Genomic DNA, 16,151 nt, shown 5'->3' with positions numbered 1-16,151 from the left:
ACGGGGAGGATCATGCGTTTTGCGCTTGCGGTGACCGGTCTTGTCCTGCTGGTCGCGGGCGGCGCCGTCGAGTTCCGCGGCGCCGATCAGCCTTGGGACGCTGCCGTGCGGGACGGCGCGCAGGCGTACTCCACAATGGACACTCTGTGGATCCGGCAGCGCCTCGCCGAGTACGCGGGCTATACCGGCGAGCAGGTCGTCTCCGCGCTGGACAAGGCGCTCGGCTGCGGGAAAACGGTGTCCCGGGACCACGATCTCGCGGTCGTGACCCGGTTCTCCTCGCACGGCAAAGGCCTGCCCGACGCCGAGCTCACGGTGAAGGCCCGGTTCTCGGTGCCCGGCGCCGCTGATCCGCAGCTCGGGTTCTGCGGCCAGTTCGCGGACGCCGTCAGCGGGTCTGCGCGAGGTCGCCGAAATAGCCGGTCCGCCACAGGATCCTGGTGCGGACTTCGGTGATGCGCCAGCCTTTCCCGGTTTCTCGCAGGTCCGCGGTGACGACGCCGCCCGCGGTGAACGCGCGGTCTTCCATCCGCACGGTGACCGGGCGGTCTTTCCACAGGTGGATCGCGACGAGGTTCGCCCGCACCTCGGCGGTGGCGCCGTCGAGGTCGACGTCGTGGCCGGTGAGCAGGTGCTGGCTCGCCTCGAAGCGGGCGAAGCTGCGGGCGTGGCTGTCCGCGATGTCGGCCGGTCCGGCGATTTCGGCGCCGCCCGGGCGCACGATCTTGCCGTCGGGCGCGAAGATGCGCTGGAAGCGCGGGGCGTCGAACTGCCGCTCGTCGACCGCGCGGTAGTAGCTGTTGAACGTGCGGATGATGCGGGACGTGGCGAGCAAGGCGTCGAGTTCGTGTTCCTGCACCGGCTTCTCCCCTCGGGGTTCCGCTGTCATCGTCCCGCGCCGGCCGGTCGTGGCATCATGCTGTGACGGCGGTCGCACTCCCGGTGCGGGCCGGGCGGGGGGCGTTTTGGGGTGTGCGATCGCGGTCGTGATCGTCGTGGTGCTGATCGCCGCGGCGGTCAACAGCGACGTCGACCACGCGGTGACCGGCGGGTTCAACGTCGTCGTCTGGATCGCGTTGATCGGCGGCGGGCTGTGGCTGGCATCGAAGGCGTACGAGAAGAACAAGACGACCGTCGCGGCGAACGCCAAGTCCGCGAAGGACAAGACTCGCAGCGAGCGGTACTCGCGGGCGACCGAATGGCAGCGGGCGACCCGGGCGGCCAAGCTGCCCGACGCCCGGCCTCCGGGTCCGCTGAAGCTGTCGCTGGACGGCACGGTGCGCGAAGCCGTGTCCGACGCCGACAGTGCCCGGCGGGCGATCCGCGACGTGCTCGCGGCGATCCCGGTCCGCATCGCCGAGGAAGCCCGCGCCCGCGCGAAGGCGCTGCGCCCGCCGGTCGAGCGGCTGTGCGAACCGGGGCGGTACTTCCAGGAAGAGGAAGACTGGGGCCGCTACAACGTCTGGTGGGGGCCGGAGCGCATCGGCACCCGTCCGACCCGCGAGGTGGTCGCGCAGGTCAAGGACGTGCTCGTATGGGCGGCCGCCCGGCGGAATCTGGTGTCGGACATCCATTCCGGAGCCGAGCGTCTGCTGGCGACACTCACCGGCTCGCTGGCCCAGCGGTTCCGGGACAGCCTGCAGACCCGCTACGGGCGGGCCGACGACGGTGCCGGGATCGCGGTCCTGCCGCCCGGCGAATGGGAATCCCTTCTCGGCGACCTGCACGCCGCGCTCGTCGCGGTCGCGGACGGGCTGGCCGCGCTCCCCCGGCCCAAGCTGCTTCCGCTCATGCACCGGCCCAAGGAAGCCCGGTTCAAGGACCACGTGTCGGGCGAGGCGATGGAGCAGGACCTCCGGGAGTTCCTCGCGGACACCGCCAAGCTGCGGGAGCGGGCGCTCACCGGGTCGTGGCCCGCGAAGTTCCGCTCCGGCTGGCAGCTGGACGGCGGGGTGCTGGACGGGTTCGTGACCGAGGAGATCCGCCGCCGGCTGGCCAGGGGCACCGAGGGGTTCCAGTGGGTCTCGCAGTGGAACACCGGCCAGCTCAACCACGGCGGCTTCGCGCGCGTCTATCTGGCTTACGTCACCATCGCTCTCGCCTATCTGACGGAGGTGCTCGGCAACATGGCCGACTACAAACGGGATTCCGCGCCGCAGTCCGGCCACCGCATCGAAATCGGCGGCGACGTGACGCACAGCAACTTCATTCTCAACAGCACGGTCCGGGACATCACGACCGTGCTGGCTCCGGTCGCCGGACGGGACGACCGGCTCGCCGAGGCGATCGAGGCGCTTTCGGCCGCGGTGCGCGAGGATCCGGATCTGCCGGAGGACGAGCGCGAGGAACTCCTCTACCACGTCAAGGACATCGCCGAGGCGGCCGCCGAACCCGGCGAGAAGCAGAAGCGCGGCCGGGCGAAGCTGGCGTTGAGCGCGGTGACCGAGGCCGCCAAGAGCGGGGCGCAGCTCGCGCAGACCGTCACCGCCTGGCACGACGTGCTGAGCAAGATGTTCTGACGCCGCGGGGTATCCCGGTCAGGGGCAGGCGGCGGGCTCGGCGGCGCGCCAGGATGGCCTGGTGAGCAACGGAAGCAACGAACTCGGCGGTTTCCTGCGCAGCCGTCGCGAGCGGTTGACGCCGGAGGCCGCGGGCATCGCGCCGGGCGGCACGCGGCGCGCCGTTCCCGGGTTGCGCCGGGAGGAACTGGCCGAGCTGGCCGGGGTCAGCGTCAGCTACTACACGCGGCTCGAACAAGGGGCCAGCAGCAGCGCCTCGGACGCGGTGATCGACGCGCTGGCCGCGGCCTTGCGGATGGATCCGGCCGAGCACGAGCATCTGCGGGCGCTCGCGACGCCGCGGCGGGCGGTTCGGCCGCGGTCCCGACGGACGAAACTCAGGCCCGCGGTGCGGAATTTGCTCGCGGCGATGCCCGCGATGCCGGCTGTGGTGGTCGATCACCGGGCCGATGTGCTGGCGTGGAACCGGCTCGGGCACGCCCTGCTGGCCGGGCACGTCGCGTTCGACGCGCCGGACGAGCGGATCCGCCCGAACATCGCGCGGATGCTGTTCCTCGACCCGCATCATCGCGCGCTGTACCGGGATTGGGCGGACAAGGCGTCGGTGACCGTCGCGGCGCTGCACCAGGCGGTCGCGCGGCATCGGGACGATCCGGTGCTGGAACAGCTGGTCGGGCGGCTGGCGGTGGAGAGCCCGGAGTTCGCGCGGATGTGGGCGAAGCGGCCGGTCCGGACCTGCTCGTACTACGTGCGCGAACTCGACCATCCAGTGGTCGGACGTCTGACGCTCGCGAACGAGACGGTCACGCTGCCGGACGACGATCAGCAGCTAGGCCTGTTCTACGCGCTGCCGGGCGCCGCGGACGCCGACGCGCTCGCGTTGCTGGCGCGGAGCTGTGCGGAAGCCTTGGCGAAGGAGAAGGTGCGATGAGAATTCTTGTGGTCGGCGGGGCCGGGACGATCGGAAAACGGCTGGTGCCGGAGCTGCGGTCGCGCGGGCATGACGTCGTGGTGGCCGGGCGGACGTCGGGCGAGGTGCGGGTCGACCTGGCCGAGCCGGAGACGATCGCGGCGATGTACCGCGAGGTCGGCGCGGTGGACGCGGTCGTGAGCATCGCCGCGCACGGCGCGTTGGACGAGTTCGCGAAGCTGACGTCGGCGGAGCTGCACGAGAACATGCGGGCCAAGTTCTACGGGCAGGTCGAGCTGGTCCTGCAGGGGCAGCATCGCGCGGCGGACGGCGCGTCGTTCACGCTGACGTCCGGGATTTTCGCCGACGAGGCGTGGCCGCACGTCACCGGCGGCGGGGTGATCAGCGGGGCGCTGCACAGTTTCGTGCTGTCGGCGGCGATCGAGCTGCCGCGCGGCATGCGGGTCAACGCAGTCAGCCCCACGATGGTCGGCGATTCGGCGGACGAGTTCGGCGGGCATTTCCCGGGGATGCGCCCGGTCCCGATGGACGAACTGGTGCGGCACTACGTGGACTGCGTCGAAGGAGACCGCACGGGGACGGTCGTGCGGGCTTACGCTTGACCGCCTTCGGCAGGACTCTTACCTTTGACTCACCAGACATCGGATGTACTGCGCCGCCGGCCGATGTGCCCCTTTCGTTCCTGTTCGGAAAGGACACTCCGCGATGCCGGATTCCCGTGGTTTCCCGCGCCGTGCGGCGCTGCGCACGATCGCCGGGGCAGCCCTCGCTGTCCCGTTCTCGGCCGGGCCGCTGGCCCGTTTCGCCGCTGCCGCGAGTCCGTTGTGGCATCCCGATCCGGTGAAGGACGGGCTGAAGGCGTTCGAGGGCGTCGAAGCGGATCGGGGCGGTCTGCATCCGGGCCGGAAGTACGTGGTGGTGGAGGGGAATCACTACCGGTTCACCATCTGGCGCGACGACCGCGACACCACGGGCGGCGGGGATCGGCAGCGGACCGAGACGAAGGGCATGGTGCAGAACGGTTCCGCGTTGAAGATGCGCGACGGCGAGACGTGGACGCTGTCCTACGAGATGTTCATTCCGGCGAGCCTGCACGGCACGAGCCGGTTCACGCACATCTTCCAGACCAAGACCCCGGCGACGAACGACGGGCCGTGGGTGACGCTCGACCTGGTCCGGGACGGCGGCGTGGAGATGATTTCCGCTCGCGCGTACGCGAATCCGGGTTCGCCGTCGATCGCGGCGGCGAAGCTGGCTCCGTTGCGGGAGAAGTGGATCACGGTCGAGTGGACGCTCACGCCGGGCGAGGCGGGCGCGGCCGGGTGCGTGATCCGCAGCGGCGCCGGTGCGGGCGCGCCGATCGCCGCGCAGGGGCGCAAGACCGGGGTGAAGCTGCCGGACCAGGGCGACTACGTGCGGCCGAAGTGGGGCATCTACCGTTCGGTCGAGAGCGATCCGGCGGACATTCTCGACACGTACCTGCTGTTCCGGAACTACCGCGCGAACCGCGCGTAGCCCTGGAGTGCGGTGGTCCCGGTGCGGGACCGGGACCACCGGCTCAGGAGGATTTGGCGGGGGTTTCCGGGAGGAATTCCTCGTCCTTGGGCTTCTTCCGCCAGGCGGCGACGAGGCCGAGCGGGTCGGGGCGCAGCAGGGACGCGGCGGCGTAGAGGCTGACCACGACGACGATCGCGATGAACCACCAGTCGTAGAGCGCCTGCTCGCCGGTCGGGTAGTACACGAGCGTCACGAACACCGAGATCGCCACGATCGCCGACAGGTTCCGCCGTTCCCACGGGAACGCGGAGATCAGCACGAAGCCCCAGGTGAGGTACCAGGGCAGGGTCGGCGGCATGAGGATCGCGACGGCCAGCAGCGTGATCGCGGCGCGGTAGACGGCTTCCTTGCCGCCGCCGCGGGCGAGCCACCACTGGCGGACGCCGAACACGACGAGGCCGACCATCGCGATGGCGCGGGCGACGGTGACGAACGGCGAGGGCTGGACGTTGGCGATGATGTGGACGAGGTTGTAGACCGCCTCGCCGATGCCGCTGGGGAAGTTCAGCCAGTTGGTGATGAGCTGCGGGGCCTTGAGGCCGGACCACCAGCCGAGGTTGAGCGAGCCGAGCGAGAGCCAGGTGCCGACGACGAACACCGGCAGGAACAGCCCGACGGACGCGGCCCCGGCCTTGAAGAAGTTCTTCGTCTTCGACGGGCCCTTCATGTCCGCGGCCCACATCCAGACCATGAACGGGAGCGCGACGGCGGCGGTCGGCTTGATCAGCATGCCGATGGTGACGAGCACGACCGCGACGACGTGCTTGCGCTCGAGCGCGGCGAGCATGCCGATGGTGAGGAAGCCGAGCATCATCAGGTCGTTGTGCGGGCCGCCGAAGAGGTGGATGACCATCATCGGGCTGGCGACCGCGACCCAGAGCGCGACCGGGAGCTTCCCGCCGAGGTGCTTGACCAGGCGGGGCAGCGCCCACAGCGTCATGCCGAGCCCGACGAGCAGCACGACCCGGGTGAGGATGACGCCGGCGATCATGTGGTCCTGGGTGATCGCGACGATGCCCTTGGAGATCAGCAGGAACAGCGGCCCGTACGGGGCGGGCGTGGTCTGCCACAGCGGGTGCACGTTCTGCACGACGTTCGGCAGCACCGGCAGTTCGGCGGGGCCGTTGGCGTACGGGTCGAGCCCGTAGAGCAGCTGCGCGCCCTGGCCGAGGTAGGAGAAGACGTCGCGGGTGAACAGCGGCGGCGACACGATCAGCGGCGCCATCCAGCACAGCGCGGCGATCAGGATCGGCTTGCTGCCGATGCGCCCGGCGAGCGCGTAGCGGCCGAGCCGCACCCACGCCCACACGACGAGGCCGAAGCCGCTGTAGAGCAGCGCGTTGGCGAGCGCCCGGCCGTGGCCGTAGCGGACCCACGAGAGCGGGCCGTGGCCGAGGACGGGGTCGCGGATGAGGATGCCGCCGGCGCCGAGCGCGGCGAGCATGAGGAGGGCGCTTCCGACCGTGCCCATCGCGATGGTCCGGTAGGGGAAGCGCGCGGGCGTCAGGAACTGCCGGTCGAGAGTGCCGGCGTTCGGCTGCGCGTCGTCGGTAGTAGTGGCCATTTCGATCCAGAAGATTACCGGGTGCAGTCGGCTGGGCCCGCACGGGCTCCGGGCGCGGCCGGTTCGGCGCGCGCCCGGGGCGGGGCCGCGGTCAGCGTTCGGCCGCGGTCCGCTGCGCGGTGCCCCCGGGGAGCGCCGCGAGCAGCGACTTCGTGTACTCGTGCCGCGGTTCGAGCAGGACTTGTTCGACGGTACCCGTCTCGACGAGTTCGCCGCGGTACATCACCGCGACCCGGTCGGCGATGTTCCAGGCCAGGCCGAGGTCGTGGGTGATGACCAGCGCGGAGAGGCCGAGCCGGCGGCGCAGCCGGAGCAGCAGCGCGAGGATCTCGCCGCGCACGGACGCGTCGAGCGAGGCCACCGGTTCGTCGGCGAGCAGCAGGGACGGTTCGAGCGCGAGGGCTCCGGCGATGACGACGCGCTGGCGCTGGCCGCCGGACAGTTCGTGCGGGAGCCGGTCGAGGTATTTCCCCGGCGGGCGCAGTTCGGCGGATTCGAGCGCTTTGAGCACGACGTCGCGTTCGTTCGGCAGCCCGTGGATGCGGGGGCCTTCGGCGACCGCCTCGTAGACCGTGTGGGCCGGGTTCAGCGCGCTGGTCGGGTCCTGGAGCACGAGCTGGACTTCCCGCCGGTACGCGCGCAGCCCGGCTCCGGACGAGGGCACCGGCTTGCCCGCGTAGCGGACCGTGCCGGAGTCGGGTTTCTGCAGGCCGAGCAGGGTGCGGGCGAGGGTGGTCTTGCCGGAGCCGGACTGGCCGACCAGCGCGACGATCTCGTCCCGGCGGACCTCCAGGTCCACCCCGTTGACCGCGTGGATCCGCTTGCCCTTGCGGTCGCGGAACGACACGTGCAGGTTCTCGGCGGCGAGCAGCGGCGCGTCGTCGGAGCCAGCGCGTTCCTCCGGTTCCGGCGGCAGCGGCGTCACGGTGGCCGGGGCGTAGCGCGAGACCGGGTCGCCGACCGTCGGGAAGGCCGCGGCGAGCGCTTTGCTGTGGTCGTGCTGCGGCGAGGCCATCAGCTCGGCGCTGGGCCGTTCCTCGACGAGTTCGCCGTCGTACATCACCGCGATGCGCTCGCAGGTGGCGGCGAGCACGGACAGGTCGTGGCTGATCATGATCAGCCCGATGCCGCGTTCGGCGACCAGTTTCGACAGCACGGACAGCACCTGGGCCTGCACGATGACGTCGAGCGCGGTGGTCGGCTCGTCGGCGATCACCAGCCGCGGTTCGCAGGCCAGCGCCATCGCGATCATCACGCGCTGTTTCTGGCCGCCGGACAGTTCGTGCGGGTACGCGCCCGCCCGCGAGCGCGGCAGGTCGACCTGTTCGAGCAGTTCGGTGACACGGGCCTGCACCTGCGCTTCGGAGAGGGTCTTGCCCTCGGTCGCGTGCAGCCGGATTGGTTCGGCGATCTGCTCGCCGACGCGGCGGACCGGGTTGAGCGCGTGCATCGCGCCCTGGAACACGACCGACGCCTCGGCCCAGCGGACCGTGCGCAGCCGTCCCCAGCGCATGTCGTTGACGTTCTCGCCGTCGAGCAGGATCTCGCCGGTGATCTTCGCGCTGCGCGGCAGGAGCCGGAGCACGCTCATCGCGACGGTGGATTTGCCGGAGCCGGACTCCCCCGCGACGCCGAGCGTGCCGCCCGCGTCGAGGGTCAGGTCGACGCCGCGGACCGCGGGGACGTCGCCGCCGCCGGTGCGGTAGGTGACGCCGAGGTTTTTCAGTTCGAGCAGCGCGGTCACGAGTGCCGTCCTTTGAGCCGCGGGTTCAGCACGGTTTCCAGCCCGCGGCCGACGAGGGTGAACATCAGCACGACGAGCACGATCGCGATGCCCGGCGGGAGCAGGTTCCACCAGGCGCCGCGGGTGACCGCGCCGTTGTTGAGGGCGGTTTCGAGCATCGCGCCCCAGGAGATCGAGGTGGGGTCGCCGACGCCGAGGAACGAGAGGGTGGCGTCGGCGATGACCGCGTTGCCGACCACGAGCGTGGTGTTGGCGAGCACGAGCGGGGCGACGCCGGGCAGCACGTGCTTGGCGATCACGTGCAGGTGGCCGCCGCCGAGCGCGCGGGCGCGTTCGATGTAGGGGCGGCTTTCGATTGTGAGCGTCTGCGCGCGGACCAGCCGCGCGGTGCTCGGCCATGCGGTGACGCCGATGGCGAGCACGATCGTCCAGATCCCGCGCGGCAGCACGGCCGACAGCGCGATCGCCAGCACCAGCGACGGCAGCACCAGGAAGAAGTCGGTGAACCGCAGCAGGACCGCCGACACCCAGCCGCCGAAGTGCGCGGCGGTGATGCCGATCAGGGTGCCGATGAACACGCTGAGCACGGTCGCGCAGAACCCGACGAGCAGCGAGATCCTGGTGCCCCACAACGTCATCAGCAGCACGGAGCGGCCGTCGATGTCGGTGCCGAGCCAGAATTCGCCGTCCGGCGGGCTGAGCGGTTTTCCGGTGACGCGGGTGACGTCGAGCCCGCTGGGGTCGCTGATCAGCGGCAGCGCGACGGCGAGCAGCACGGTGAGCGCGAGCAGGAAAAGCCCGGTGAGCGCGGCTTTCTGGGTGGCGAACTCGTGCCAGGTGCGGGCGATTCCGGCGCGGCGGCGGCGCCACGCGATCGCGCGGGCGCTTTCGGCGGCGGGCGAGGCGGTGGTCATGCGGCACGCACCCTCGGGTCGAGCACGCGGTAGAGCAGCTCCGCGAACAGGTTCATCAGGACGACGGCGCTGGCGAGGACGATGAAAACCCCTTGCAGCACCGGCAGGTCCGGGCCGTGCAGCGCGTCGTAGGTAAGCTGGCCGAGTCCGGGCCAGCTGAACACCGCTTCCACGGTGACCGCTCCGGCGACCACCATGCCGAACTGCATGAAGATCAGCGTCACGGTGGGCAGCAGCGCGTTCGGGACCGCGTGCCGCCGCCGGACGAGGTCGTCGCGGAGGCCTTTCGCGCGGGCGGTGGTGAGGTAGTCGGCGTTCATTTCGCCGAGCAGCGACGAGCGCATCACCAGCATGTACTGCGCGTAGAACACCGCGAGCAGCGTCAGGCACGGCAGGATCAGGTGGTGCAGCACGTCGAGGCTCTGGGCGAAGAAGCCGGGTCCGGCGTCGGGCGAATGCATGCCGCGGCTGGGGAACAGGCCGTTGGTGGCGACGAGCAGCAGCAGGCCGAGCCAGAACTGCGGGACCGACCAGAGCGTCAGCGCGATCCCGGTCTGCGCGCGGTCGAAGAAGCTGTCGCGCTTCCACGCCGCGCGGATGCCGAGCCACAGCCCGAGCGCGACGGCCAGGATCGTCGCGCTGCCGACGAGCAGCACGGTCGGCCACAGCCGTTCGCCGATCATGTCCAGCACCGGACGGCGTTCGATGTAGGACTCGCCGAAGTCGCCTTGGAAGAGGCCGGCGAAGTAGTTCCCGAACTGCGCGAGGATCGGCTTGTCGATGCCGAGGCGTTCGCGCAGTTCGGCGATCTGGCCGGGGTCGGTCGGGCGTTCCCGGGCCATGAACGCGACCGGGTCGCCGGGCAGCAGGCGGAAGAGGAAGAACCCGAGGACGATCACCAGGAAGACGCTGGCGACCGCCTCGGCGATCTTGGTCAGGACGAACCGGAGGGTCCCGGTCCCGCCGCGGTGCTCGTCGGGGTCGGCGAGCACCGCGGCCTGGTCGGGCGCGAGGGTTTGGCTCACGGTCTGCTACTCCCGGTCGTCGGCGGACTTGCCGCGGCGGGACAGCGCGATGCCGCCGCCCACGAGCACGACGAGCACCACGGCACCGACGACGATCCACACCGTCGTGCCGGAGCCGCTGTCCGAGGAGGCCGCCGACGCGTCGGCCGGGACCGCGCCGTACACGCCCCAGTAGGCGGTCTGCTCGAGGATCGAGCCCTCGGGCTGCGGCTGCTTGCCGAAGGAGGAGAACTTGTCGGAGCGGTAGGCCTCGAGGGCGTCGTCGTAGTCGTAGACGACGTTCACGGCCTGGCTGTAGAGCCGCGCCTGGGCCTGCTTGACGTAGCCGGCGCGGACGGCCGGGTCGGTTTCGGCGAGCTGCTTGGCGTAGAGCGCGTCGTACTGCGGGTCGCAGAAGAACGTGTCGGTGGTGCCGCCCTTGCCTTCGGCGTTCGGCCGCGCGGCGCAGGTGTGCAGGGCCAGCGAGTAGTCCGGGTCCGGGTTGTTCGCGTAGCCGGAGATCGCGAGGTCGTAGTTGCCCGCGTTGGTGCGGTCGTTGAGCTCGTCGTCGGAGACGAGTTCCTGCTTCACCGAGATGCCGATGTCGTGCAGCCAGCCGGTGATGTACTGCGCGAGGCGCTGATCCTGGGCGCGGTTCGCGTGTCCGGTGAGGCGCAGTTCGAGGCGCGCGCCGCCGGGCGCGGTGCGGATGCCGTCCTGGCCCTTCGGGTAGCCGGCCGCGTCGAGCGCGGCGTTGGCGGCGGCGAGGTCGAACTTGCGCGCCTCCCCCGGCGCCGGGTCCCAGTGGTAGGCCGAGTAGATCGGCGGGACCACGCCGCCGCCGGGCTGGGCGTAGCCGCCCGCGACCTTGTCCACGATGGTCTTGATGTCGATCGACTGCGCGATCGCCTGGCGCAGCCGGATGTCCTTGAGCACCGGGTTGCCGTTGCCGATCGGCTTGTTCTCGGAGTTCTCGGCGCCGGGGTTGAGGTTGATCTCGTTGTAGCGGCGGCCGGGCGCCTTGTTCAGCGCGATGTTCGGCTGGCCCTTGAGCGCGTCGTACTGGGTCGGGGTGAGCCGGTTGATCACGTCGACCTCGCCCTGTTTGAGGGCGTTCACCGCGGCCTCGACGTCCTTGAACACCAGCAGCTGCAGTTCGTCGACCTTCGGCGCGCCGCGCCAGTAGTTCTTGTTGGCCTTGAACTTGACGTATTCGTTCTGCTTGTACTCGGTGATCTGGTAGGGCCCGTCGTCGACGCCGACGACCGGGATCGTGTCGGTCTTCGGGTCGCTCAGGTCCTTGATCTGCGACCACACGTGCTCGGGCACGATCGGGACGTCGAGCAGCGTCATCGACGACTGGACGGTCTTGGTCTTGATCACCAGCGTGGTGTCGTCCGGGGCCTTCACCGACTCGAAGCTCGCGACGTAGTTGCCGTTCGCGGTGCGCGCGGTGGAGTCGGTGAGCATCCGGTTGAAGGTGAACGCGGCGTCCTTCGCGGTGACCGGCTGCCCGTCGGACCACTTGGCGCCCTTGCGGATCTTGAACGTCCAGGTCAGCTTGTCCGGCGAGGTCGTCCACGATTCGGCGAGCGCCGGGGAGGCCTCGGCCTTGTCCTGCGACGGGATCGTCAGGAACTCGTAGATGAACCGGCCGACCTGGGTCGACGCGGCGAGCCCGGCGGTGAACGGGTTCAAGTGGTCGATACCAGTGGTCAGCGCGACCCGCAGCACCTTCGGCTGGGCCTGCTGTGGTGCCGCCTGTGCTGCCGCCGTCCCTGCCAGCGGCAGAATCGCCAGCGTTCCCGCCATCACGACACCGAAAACGCGGCGCAACCCGTGCCGCCCGTGCTTATTTCGCACTTGAGAACCACCCCATCGTCAATCCCCGACCCCAGAGACGAAAAGTAACCACATACGGCGGGAAGTGCGCAATATGTGACGGCGCCGCTGCGTGTCCGATCGTTATGGTCGCGGGGCGGATCACTAGAGTGCCCGGCATGCGGATCCTGATCTCGGCCGACATGGAAGGCGCCACGGGGGTCACCTGGACCGACGACGTCGTGCCCGGGAGCCCGCAGTGGCAGCGGTTCCGGGGCATGTTCACCGGCGACGTCAACGCGGTGCTGGCCGGCCTGTACGCGGCGGGCGCGACCGACGTGCTCGTCAACGAGGCGCACTCGTCGCAGCGCAACCTGCTGCTGGAAGACCTCGACGAACGCGCGCGGATGCTGACCGGGCGGCACAAGCCGCTGTCGATGATGCAGGGCATCGATTCCGGTGTGGACGGTGTGGTGTTCCTCGGCTACCACGCCGGGGCCGGGTTCGACGGCGTCCTGTCGCACACGTACCTGGAAAACCAGATCACCGGCGTGTGGCTGGACGACGTCCCGGCGAGCGAGGGCAGGCTGAACGCCGCGATGGCCGGCGAGTACGGCGTGCCGGTGCTGCTGGTCAGCGGCGACGACCAGACCTGCGAGGACGCGCGCGACTACGCGCCGGACGCGGAACTGGTGCAGGTCAAGGAATGCGTGAGCCGGTACGCGGCGATCTGCCTGCCGCCGGCGCGCACCGCGCGGCTGCTGGAAACCGGCGCGCGCGAGGCGATGGGGCTGGCCGGGCGGACCGAGCGGACGCCGGGGCGGCACCGGATCGAGGTCGAGTTCGACGCGAGCCATCTGGCGCAGGCGACCGCGGTCATCCCGACCGTGGAGCAGACCGGGACGCGCCGGGTCGCGTTCGAGGCGCCGAGCATGACCGAGGCGATGAAGGCGTTCAAGGTGGTCACGGCCATCGCGGCAGGGGCGGTGCAGGGCATTTATGGCTGAGGTCGACGTGGTTTCGCTGTGCGCGGACCTGATCCGGTTCGACACCACCAACTACGGCGGCGGGGAGGCGGCGGGCGAACGGCTCGCCGCCGAGTACGTCGCGGAATTCCTTGACCGGCACGGGGTTCCGTCCCGGATTCTGGAGCCCGAGCCGCAGCGGTCGAACGTGATCGCGCGGATCCCGGGCACCGATCCGACGCTGCCCGCGCTGCTCGTGCAGGGGCATCTGGACGTGGTGCCCGCGCGCGCCGCCGATTGGTCTGTACCGCCGTTTTCCGGCGAGGTGCGCGACGGGTTCCTGTGGGGCCGGGGCGCGGTCGACATGAAGGATTTCTGCGCGATGGTGCTGTCCGCCGTCGCGTCCGGGCTGGCGCCGCGGCGGGATCTCGTGCTGGCGTTCGTCGCCGACGAGGAGGACCGCGGCGACTACGGCGCGCACTGGCTGGTCAAGGAGCACGCGGACCTGTTCGAGGGCTGCGCGGCGGCGATCAGCGAGTCCGGCGGGTACAGCTATCACGTGCCCGCCGCGGACGGCCGGAAGGTGCGGCTGTACCCGGTCGGGACGGCCGAGCGCGGCACCGCGCACCTGCGGCTCACCGCGAACGGGCGGGCCGGGCACGGGTCGCGGCCGAACGCGGAGAACGCGGTCGTGCGGCTGGTCGGGGCGTTGCAGCGGATCGCGGACCACCGCTGGCCGGTGCAGCTGACGCCGACGGTGCGGGCGTTCCTGGAGCGGACCGGCGCGGCGCTGGGCGTGCCGGTGGACCTGTCGTCGGGCGACGCGGTCGACGAAACCGTGGCGCGGCTGGGGGCGGCCGGGTCGCTGGTGGTGCCGACGGTGCGCAACAGCACCACGCCGACGATGCTCGAGGCGGGGTACAAGGTGAACGTGATCCCGTCGACGGCGACCGCGCAGGTCGACGTCCGGGTGCTGCCCGGGACCGAGGACGACCTGTTCGCGGTGGTGGATTCGCTGCTGGGCGAGGGTGTGACGCGGGAATTCGTGGCGCATCAGCCGCCGGTGCAGGCTCCGGTCGATTCGCCGTGGTTCGACGCGATGGCCGAGGCGCTGCGGGCGGAGGACCCGGAGGCGGTCGTGGTGCCGTACTGCATGGGCGGCGGGACGGACGCGAAAGCGTTCAGCCAGCTGGGGATGGCGTGCTACGGCTTCGCTCCCCTGGCGCTGCCGGAAGGCTTCCCGTACCGGGCGATGGCGCACGGCGTGGACGAGCGGGTGCCGGTGGACGGGCTGCGGTTCGGGACGCGGGTGCTGACGCGGTTCCTGGAGTCGTGCTGAGCGGTCAGGCGTCGACGCGCCGGATCGTCGCCAGCCAGGCGGGAAGCCCGTCCGGGGCGAACCGGGCGACGATCCGGCTGTCGCGCAGGGTTTCCAGCTGCCAGCCGGTTTCGCGCTGGAACGGAGCTTCGAGTTCGGCGCGGGCGACCGGGTGCGGTCCGGCGTCCCCGTCGGTTTCGCGGAAGCACAGGATGTGCAGCCTCGCGCCCGGTTCGGTGACGGACGCGAGGCTGGCGACGTAGCTCTGGCGTTCTTGGGCGTCGAAGGTGTGGAACAGGCCGCAGTCGAGGACGGTGTCGAAGGTCTGGTCCACAGTGGACAGCCGGAAGGCGTCGCCGACCGCGAACTCGACGGCGATCCCCCTGCTGCGGGCCTTCTCTTTCGCTTGCGCGACAGCGGTTTCCGCGACGTCGATGCCCACAATGGACAGTCCGGTCGCGGCGAGGTGCAGCGCGTTCTCGCCGGTTCCGCAGCCGGCGTCGAGGACCGTGCCGCGGAACGCGCCCTCCGCGGCGAGCTCGACGATCGCCGGTTGCGGGCGGCCGAGATCCCACGGCGCCGGACCGTCCTGATAGGACTCGTCCCACGGACGCCCGGACGCGCGTTCGTGGCTGGTCGCGGGACGGTCCTCGGGCATCAGCGGGCGAACTCCGCCCACCAGCGGCTGTCGCGGACCCGTTCCAGCGAGGCGAGGGTGACGCCGTCGCGGGCGAAGGATTCGACCTCGGCCTTGCTGAGCGGCCACGGCGGTCCGGACCAGGTGGAGAGGTCGATGCTTTCCTCGGCGACGGCTCCGACGACGAGCGTTCCGCCCGGGGCGACGAACCCGGACACCGAGGCGATGGCCGGGTCGTGGACGTCCTTGGGCATCGACTGGACGGTCATGATCTCCACGACCAGGTCGAAGGCGTAGTGGAATTCCGCGGGCGGGGTGAGCAGGTCCGCGGTGCGGTAGGAGACGACGGTGTCGGGGAAGCGGTTGAGCACGGCTTTGATCGCGCTGGGCGAGACGTCGAAGGCGGACGTCTCGTATCCGGCGGCGGCGAGGAGTTCGGCGTCGTCGGCCATGCCGCAGCCGACGACGAGCGCGCGACGCCCGTTGCCGGGCCGCCCGGCGATCCAGGCGGCGAGTTCCGGCGAGGGCTCGCCGCGGTACCACGGCAGGACGGCCTCGCCCGCTTCCGCCGCGGCGTAGAGGGGCCCGAACCACCCGGTGGGGTCGCCGTTGGCGAGGGCGAGTCCGGCCCGGCGGCGGGCTTCCTCGTCGGGATCGATGGCGTCGTCTGGCATGGACTCTGTTATACCCGCCGGGCCTGGGCGCCGGTGCGCTCGACTGGCCGAGTGCCGATGGCTTCTCCACCTGGCCCGGATGTTGCGTGTGGTTGCCGGTCCGGCCGCTCGGCTGGCTGTGAAGGGGTCCTTGAGGGAATCTGATTCTCTCAAGGAGGCCTTCACAGACCTCGGGCTCGCCGACGGCAGTCTCGCCGACGGCGCCGAGTCTCCGCCTCGCCGACCGCGCCAAGGCTCCGCCTCGTTAGCCGCCCTGCCTCGTTAGCCGCCTCGCCCCGCGCCTCCGCCTCGTTGGCCGCCTCGGGCCTGCGCCTCGCCTGCCGCCCCAACGCGGCATTGGGTGCATGCGACGAGCCCAATGGGGTTTTGTCACTAGCGAGGGCTGCGTCAGCGAGCCCGCCCACCGACTGCACGCGAGCGGTGCGTGAGGGTTCCCCTCACGGAATCTGATTCCGTGAGGGGAACCCTCACGCACCTCCCCTGCGCCTGCCGGGGCAGCCGGA

General features: G+C 70.8%; 15 protein-coding genes. 7 read left to right on the top strand and 8 right to left on the bottom strand.

Going from position 1 to position 16,151, the window contains the following annotated elements; translation table 11 throughout:
* The first annotated feature begins 12 nt into the window (after nucleotides 1-12).
* Complete coding sequence (locus FKO37_RS25700) at nucleotides 13-456, top strand: hypothetical protein (protein WP_238606050.1); 444 nt, start codon at nucleotides 13-15, stop codon at nucleotides 454-456.
* Here FKO37_RS25700 and FKO37_RS25695 read toward each other — a convergent pair.
* Complete coding sequence (locus FKO37_RS25695; RefSeq protein WP_051728499.1) at nucleotides 389-859, bottom strand: nuclear transport factor 2 family protein; 471 nt, start codon at nucleotides 857-859, stop codon at nucleotides 389-391. The genes FKO37_RS25700 and FKO37_RS25695 overlap by 68 nt on opposite strands.
* Nucleotides 860-986: 127 nt before the next feature.
* On the opposite strand from FKO37_RS25695, the gene FKO37_RS25690 reads away from it, so the two are divergent.
* From FKO37_RS25690 to FKO37_RS25675, 4 genes are all read left to right on the top strand, one after another.
* Nucleotides 987-2,519: a hypothetical protein gene (locus tag FKO37_RS25690; RefSeq protein WP_238606049.1), complete on the top strand. Its 1,533-nt coding sequence runs from the start codon at nucleotides 987-989 to the stop codon at nucleotides 2,517-2,519.
* A gap of 61 nt (nucleotides 2,520-2,580) precedes the next feature.
* On the top strand, nucleotides 2,581-3,450 hold the full coding sequence (locus FKO37_RS25685; RefSeq protein ID WP_238606048.1) for a helix-turn-helix transcriptional regulator: 870 nt from the start codon (nucleotides 2,581-2,583) through the stop codon (nucleotides 3,448-3,450).
* Nucleotides 3,447-4,052, top strand: coding sequence for a short chain dehydrogenase (locus tag FKO37_RS25680; protein WP_043838809.1), 606 nt, complete (start codon nucleotides 3,447-3,449; stop codon nucleotides 4,050-4,052). Before FKO37_RS25685 ends, FKO37_RS25680 begins: the two co-directional genes overlap by 4 nt.
* Before the next feature lie 103 nt (nucleotides 4,053-4,155).
* Nucleotides 4,156-4,965 (top strand): hypothetical protein, encoded by an 810-nt coding sequence (locus tag FKO37_RS25675; RefSeq protein WP_238606047.1) that lies wholly within the window; start codon nucleotides 4,156-4,158, stop codon nucleotides 4,963-4,965.
* A gap of 43 nt (nucleotides 4,966-5,008) precedes the next feature.
* Here FKO37_RS25675 and mptB read toward each other — a convergent pair whose 3' ends face one another.
* The 5 genes from mptB to FKO37_RS25650 all read right to left on the bottom strand — a co-directional run bounded on the left by mptB (nucleotide 5,009) and on the right by FKO37_RS25650 (nucleotide 12,045).
* Entirely contained in the window at nucleotides 5,009-6,571 is a 1,563-nt protein-coding gene (mptB, locus tag FKO37_RS25670) for a polyprenol phosphomannose-dependent alpha 1,6 mannosyltransferase MptB (RefSeq protein ID WP_134661487.1), read from the bottom strand.
* 91 nt (nucleotides 6,572-6,662) lie between these two features.
* Nucleotides 6,663-8,315, bottom strand: coding sequence for an ABC transporter ATP-binding protein (gene nikE, locus FKO37_RS25665; RefSeq protein WP_238606046.1), 1,653 nt, complete (start codon nucleotides 8,313-8,315; stop codon nucleotides 6,663-6,665).
* On the bottom strand, nucleotides 8,312-9,229 hold the full coding sequence (locus FKO37_RS25660) for an ABC transporter permease (protein ID WP_134732260.1): 918 nt from the start codon (nucleotides 9,227-9,229) through the stop codon (nucleotides 8,312-8,314). The genes nikE and FKO37_RS25660 overlap by 4 nt, the downstream gene beginning before the upstream one ends.
* Nucleotides 9,226-10,254 (bottom strand): ABC transporter permease, encoded by a 1,029-nt coding sequence (locus FKO37_RS25655; protein ID WP_037805958.1) that lies wholly within the window; start codon nucleotides 10,252-10,254, stop codon nucleotides 9,226-9,228. Before FKO37_RS25655 ends, FKO37_RS25660 begins: the two co-directional genes overlap by 4 nt.
* Nucleotides 10,255-10,260: 6 nt before the next feature.
* Complete coding sequence (locus FKO37_RS25650) at nucleotides 10,261-12,045, bottom strand: ABC transporter substrate-binding protein (RefSeq protein WP_238606045.1); 1,785 nt, start codon at nucleotides 12,043-12,045, stop codon at nucleotides 10,261-10,263.
* 188 nt (nucleotides 12,046-12,233) lie between these two features.
* Here FKO37_RS25650 and FKO37_RS25645 point away from each other — a divergent pair, with 188 nt between their 5' ends.
* The gene (locus tag FKO37_RS25645) at nucleotides 12,234-13,061 is read left to right on the top strand and encodes a M55 family metallopeptidase (RefSeq protein ID WP_037805955.1); all 828 of its coding nucleotides are present in this window, start codon (nucleotides 12,234-12,236) and stop codon (nucleotides 13,059-13,061) included.
* Nucleotides 13,054-14,358 carry a M20/M25/M40 family metallo-hydrolase gene (locus FKO37_RS25640; protein WP_238606044.1) on the top strand — a complete coding sequence of 435 codons (1,305 nt, stop codon included), beginning with the start codon at nucleotides 13,054-13,056 and terminating at the stop codon, nucleotides 14,356-14,358. Before FKO37_RS25645 ends, FKO37_RS25640 begins: the two co-directional genes overlap by 8 nt.
* A gap of 4 nt (nucleotides 14,359-14,362) precedes the next feature.
* On the opposite strand, the gene FKO37_RS25635 is transcribed toward FKO37_RS25640, so the two are convergent.
* Together FKO37_RS25635 and FKO37_RS25630 are read right to left on the bottom strand one after the other, a co-directional pair.
* Nucleotides 14,363-14,995 carry a class I SAM-dependent methyltransferase gene (locus FKO37_RS25635; protein WP_238606043.1) on the bottom strand — a complete coding sequence of 211 codons (633 nt, stop codon included), beginning with the start codon at nucleotides 14,993-14,995 and terminating at the stop codon, nucleotides 14,363-14,365.
* Nucleotides 14,995-15,648, bottom strand: a complete 654-nt coding sequence (locus FKO37_RS25630; RefSeq protein ID WP_238606042.1) for a bifunctional 2-polyprenyl-6-hydroxyphenol methylase/3-demethylubiquinol 3-O-methyltransferase UbiG — start codon at nucleotides 15,646-15,648, stop codon at nucleotides 14,995-14,997. The genes FKO37_RS25635 and FKO37_RS25630 overlap by 1 nt, the downstream gene beginning before the upstream one ends.
* Nucleotides 15,649-16,151: the final 503 nt, after the last annotated feature.

It is taken from the genome of Amycolatopsis sp. Poz14 (genome assembly GCF_006704225.1).
In the GTDB taxonomy this organism is placed as follows: domain Bacteria; phylum Actinomycetota; class Actinomycetes; order Mycobacteriales; family Pseudonocardiaceae; genus Amycolatopsis; species Amycolatopsis nivea.
This window is presented reverse-complemented; position numbering and strand designations above follow the sequence as displayed.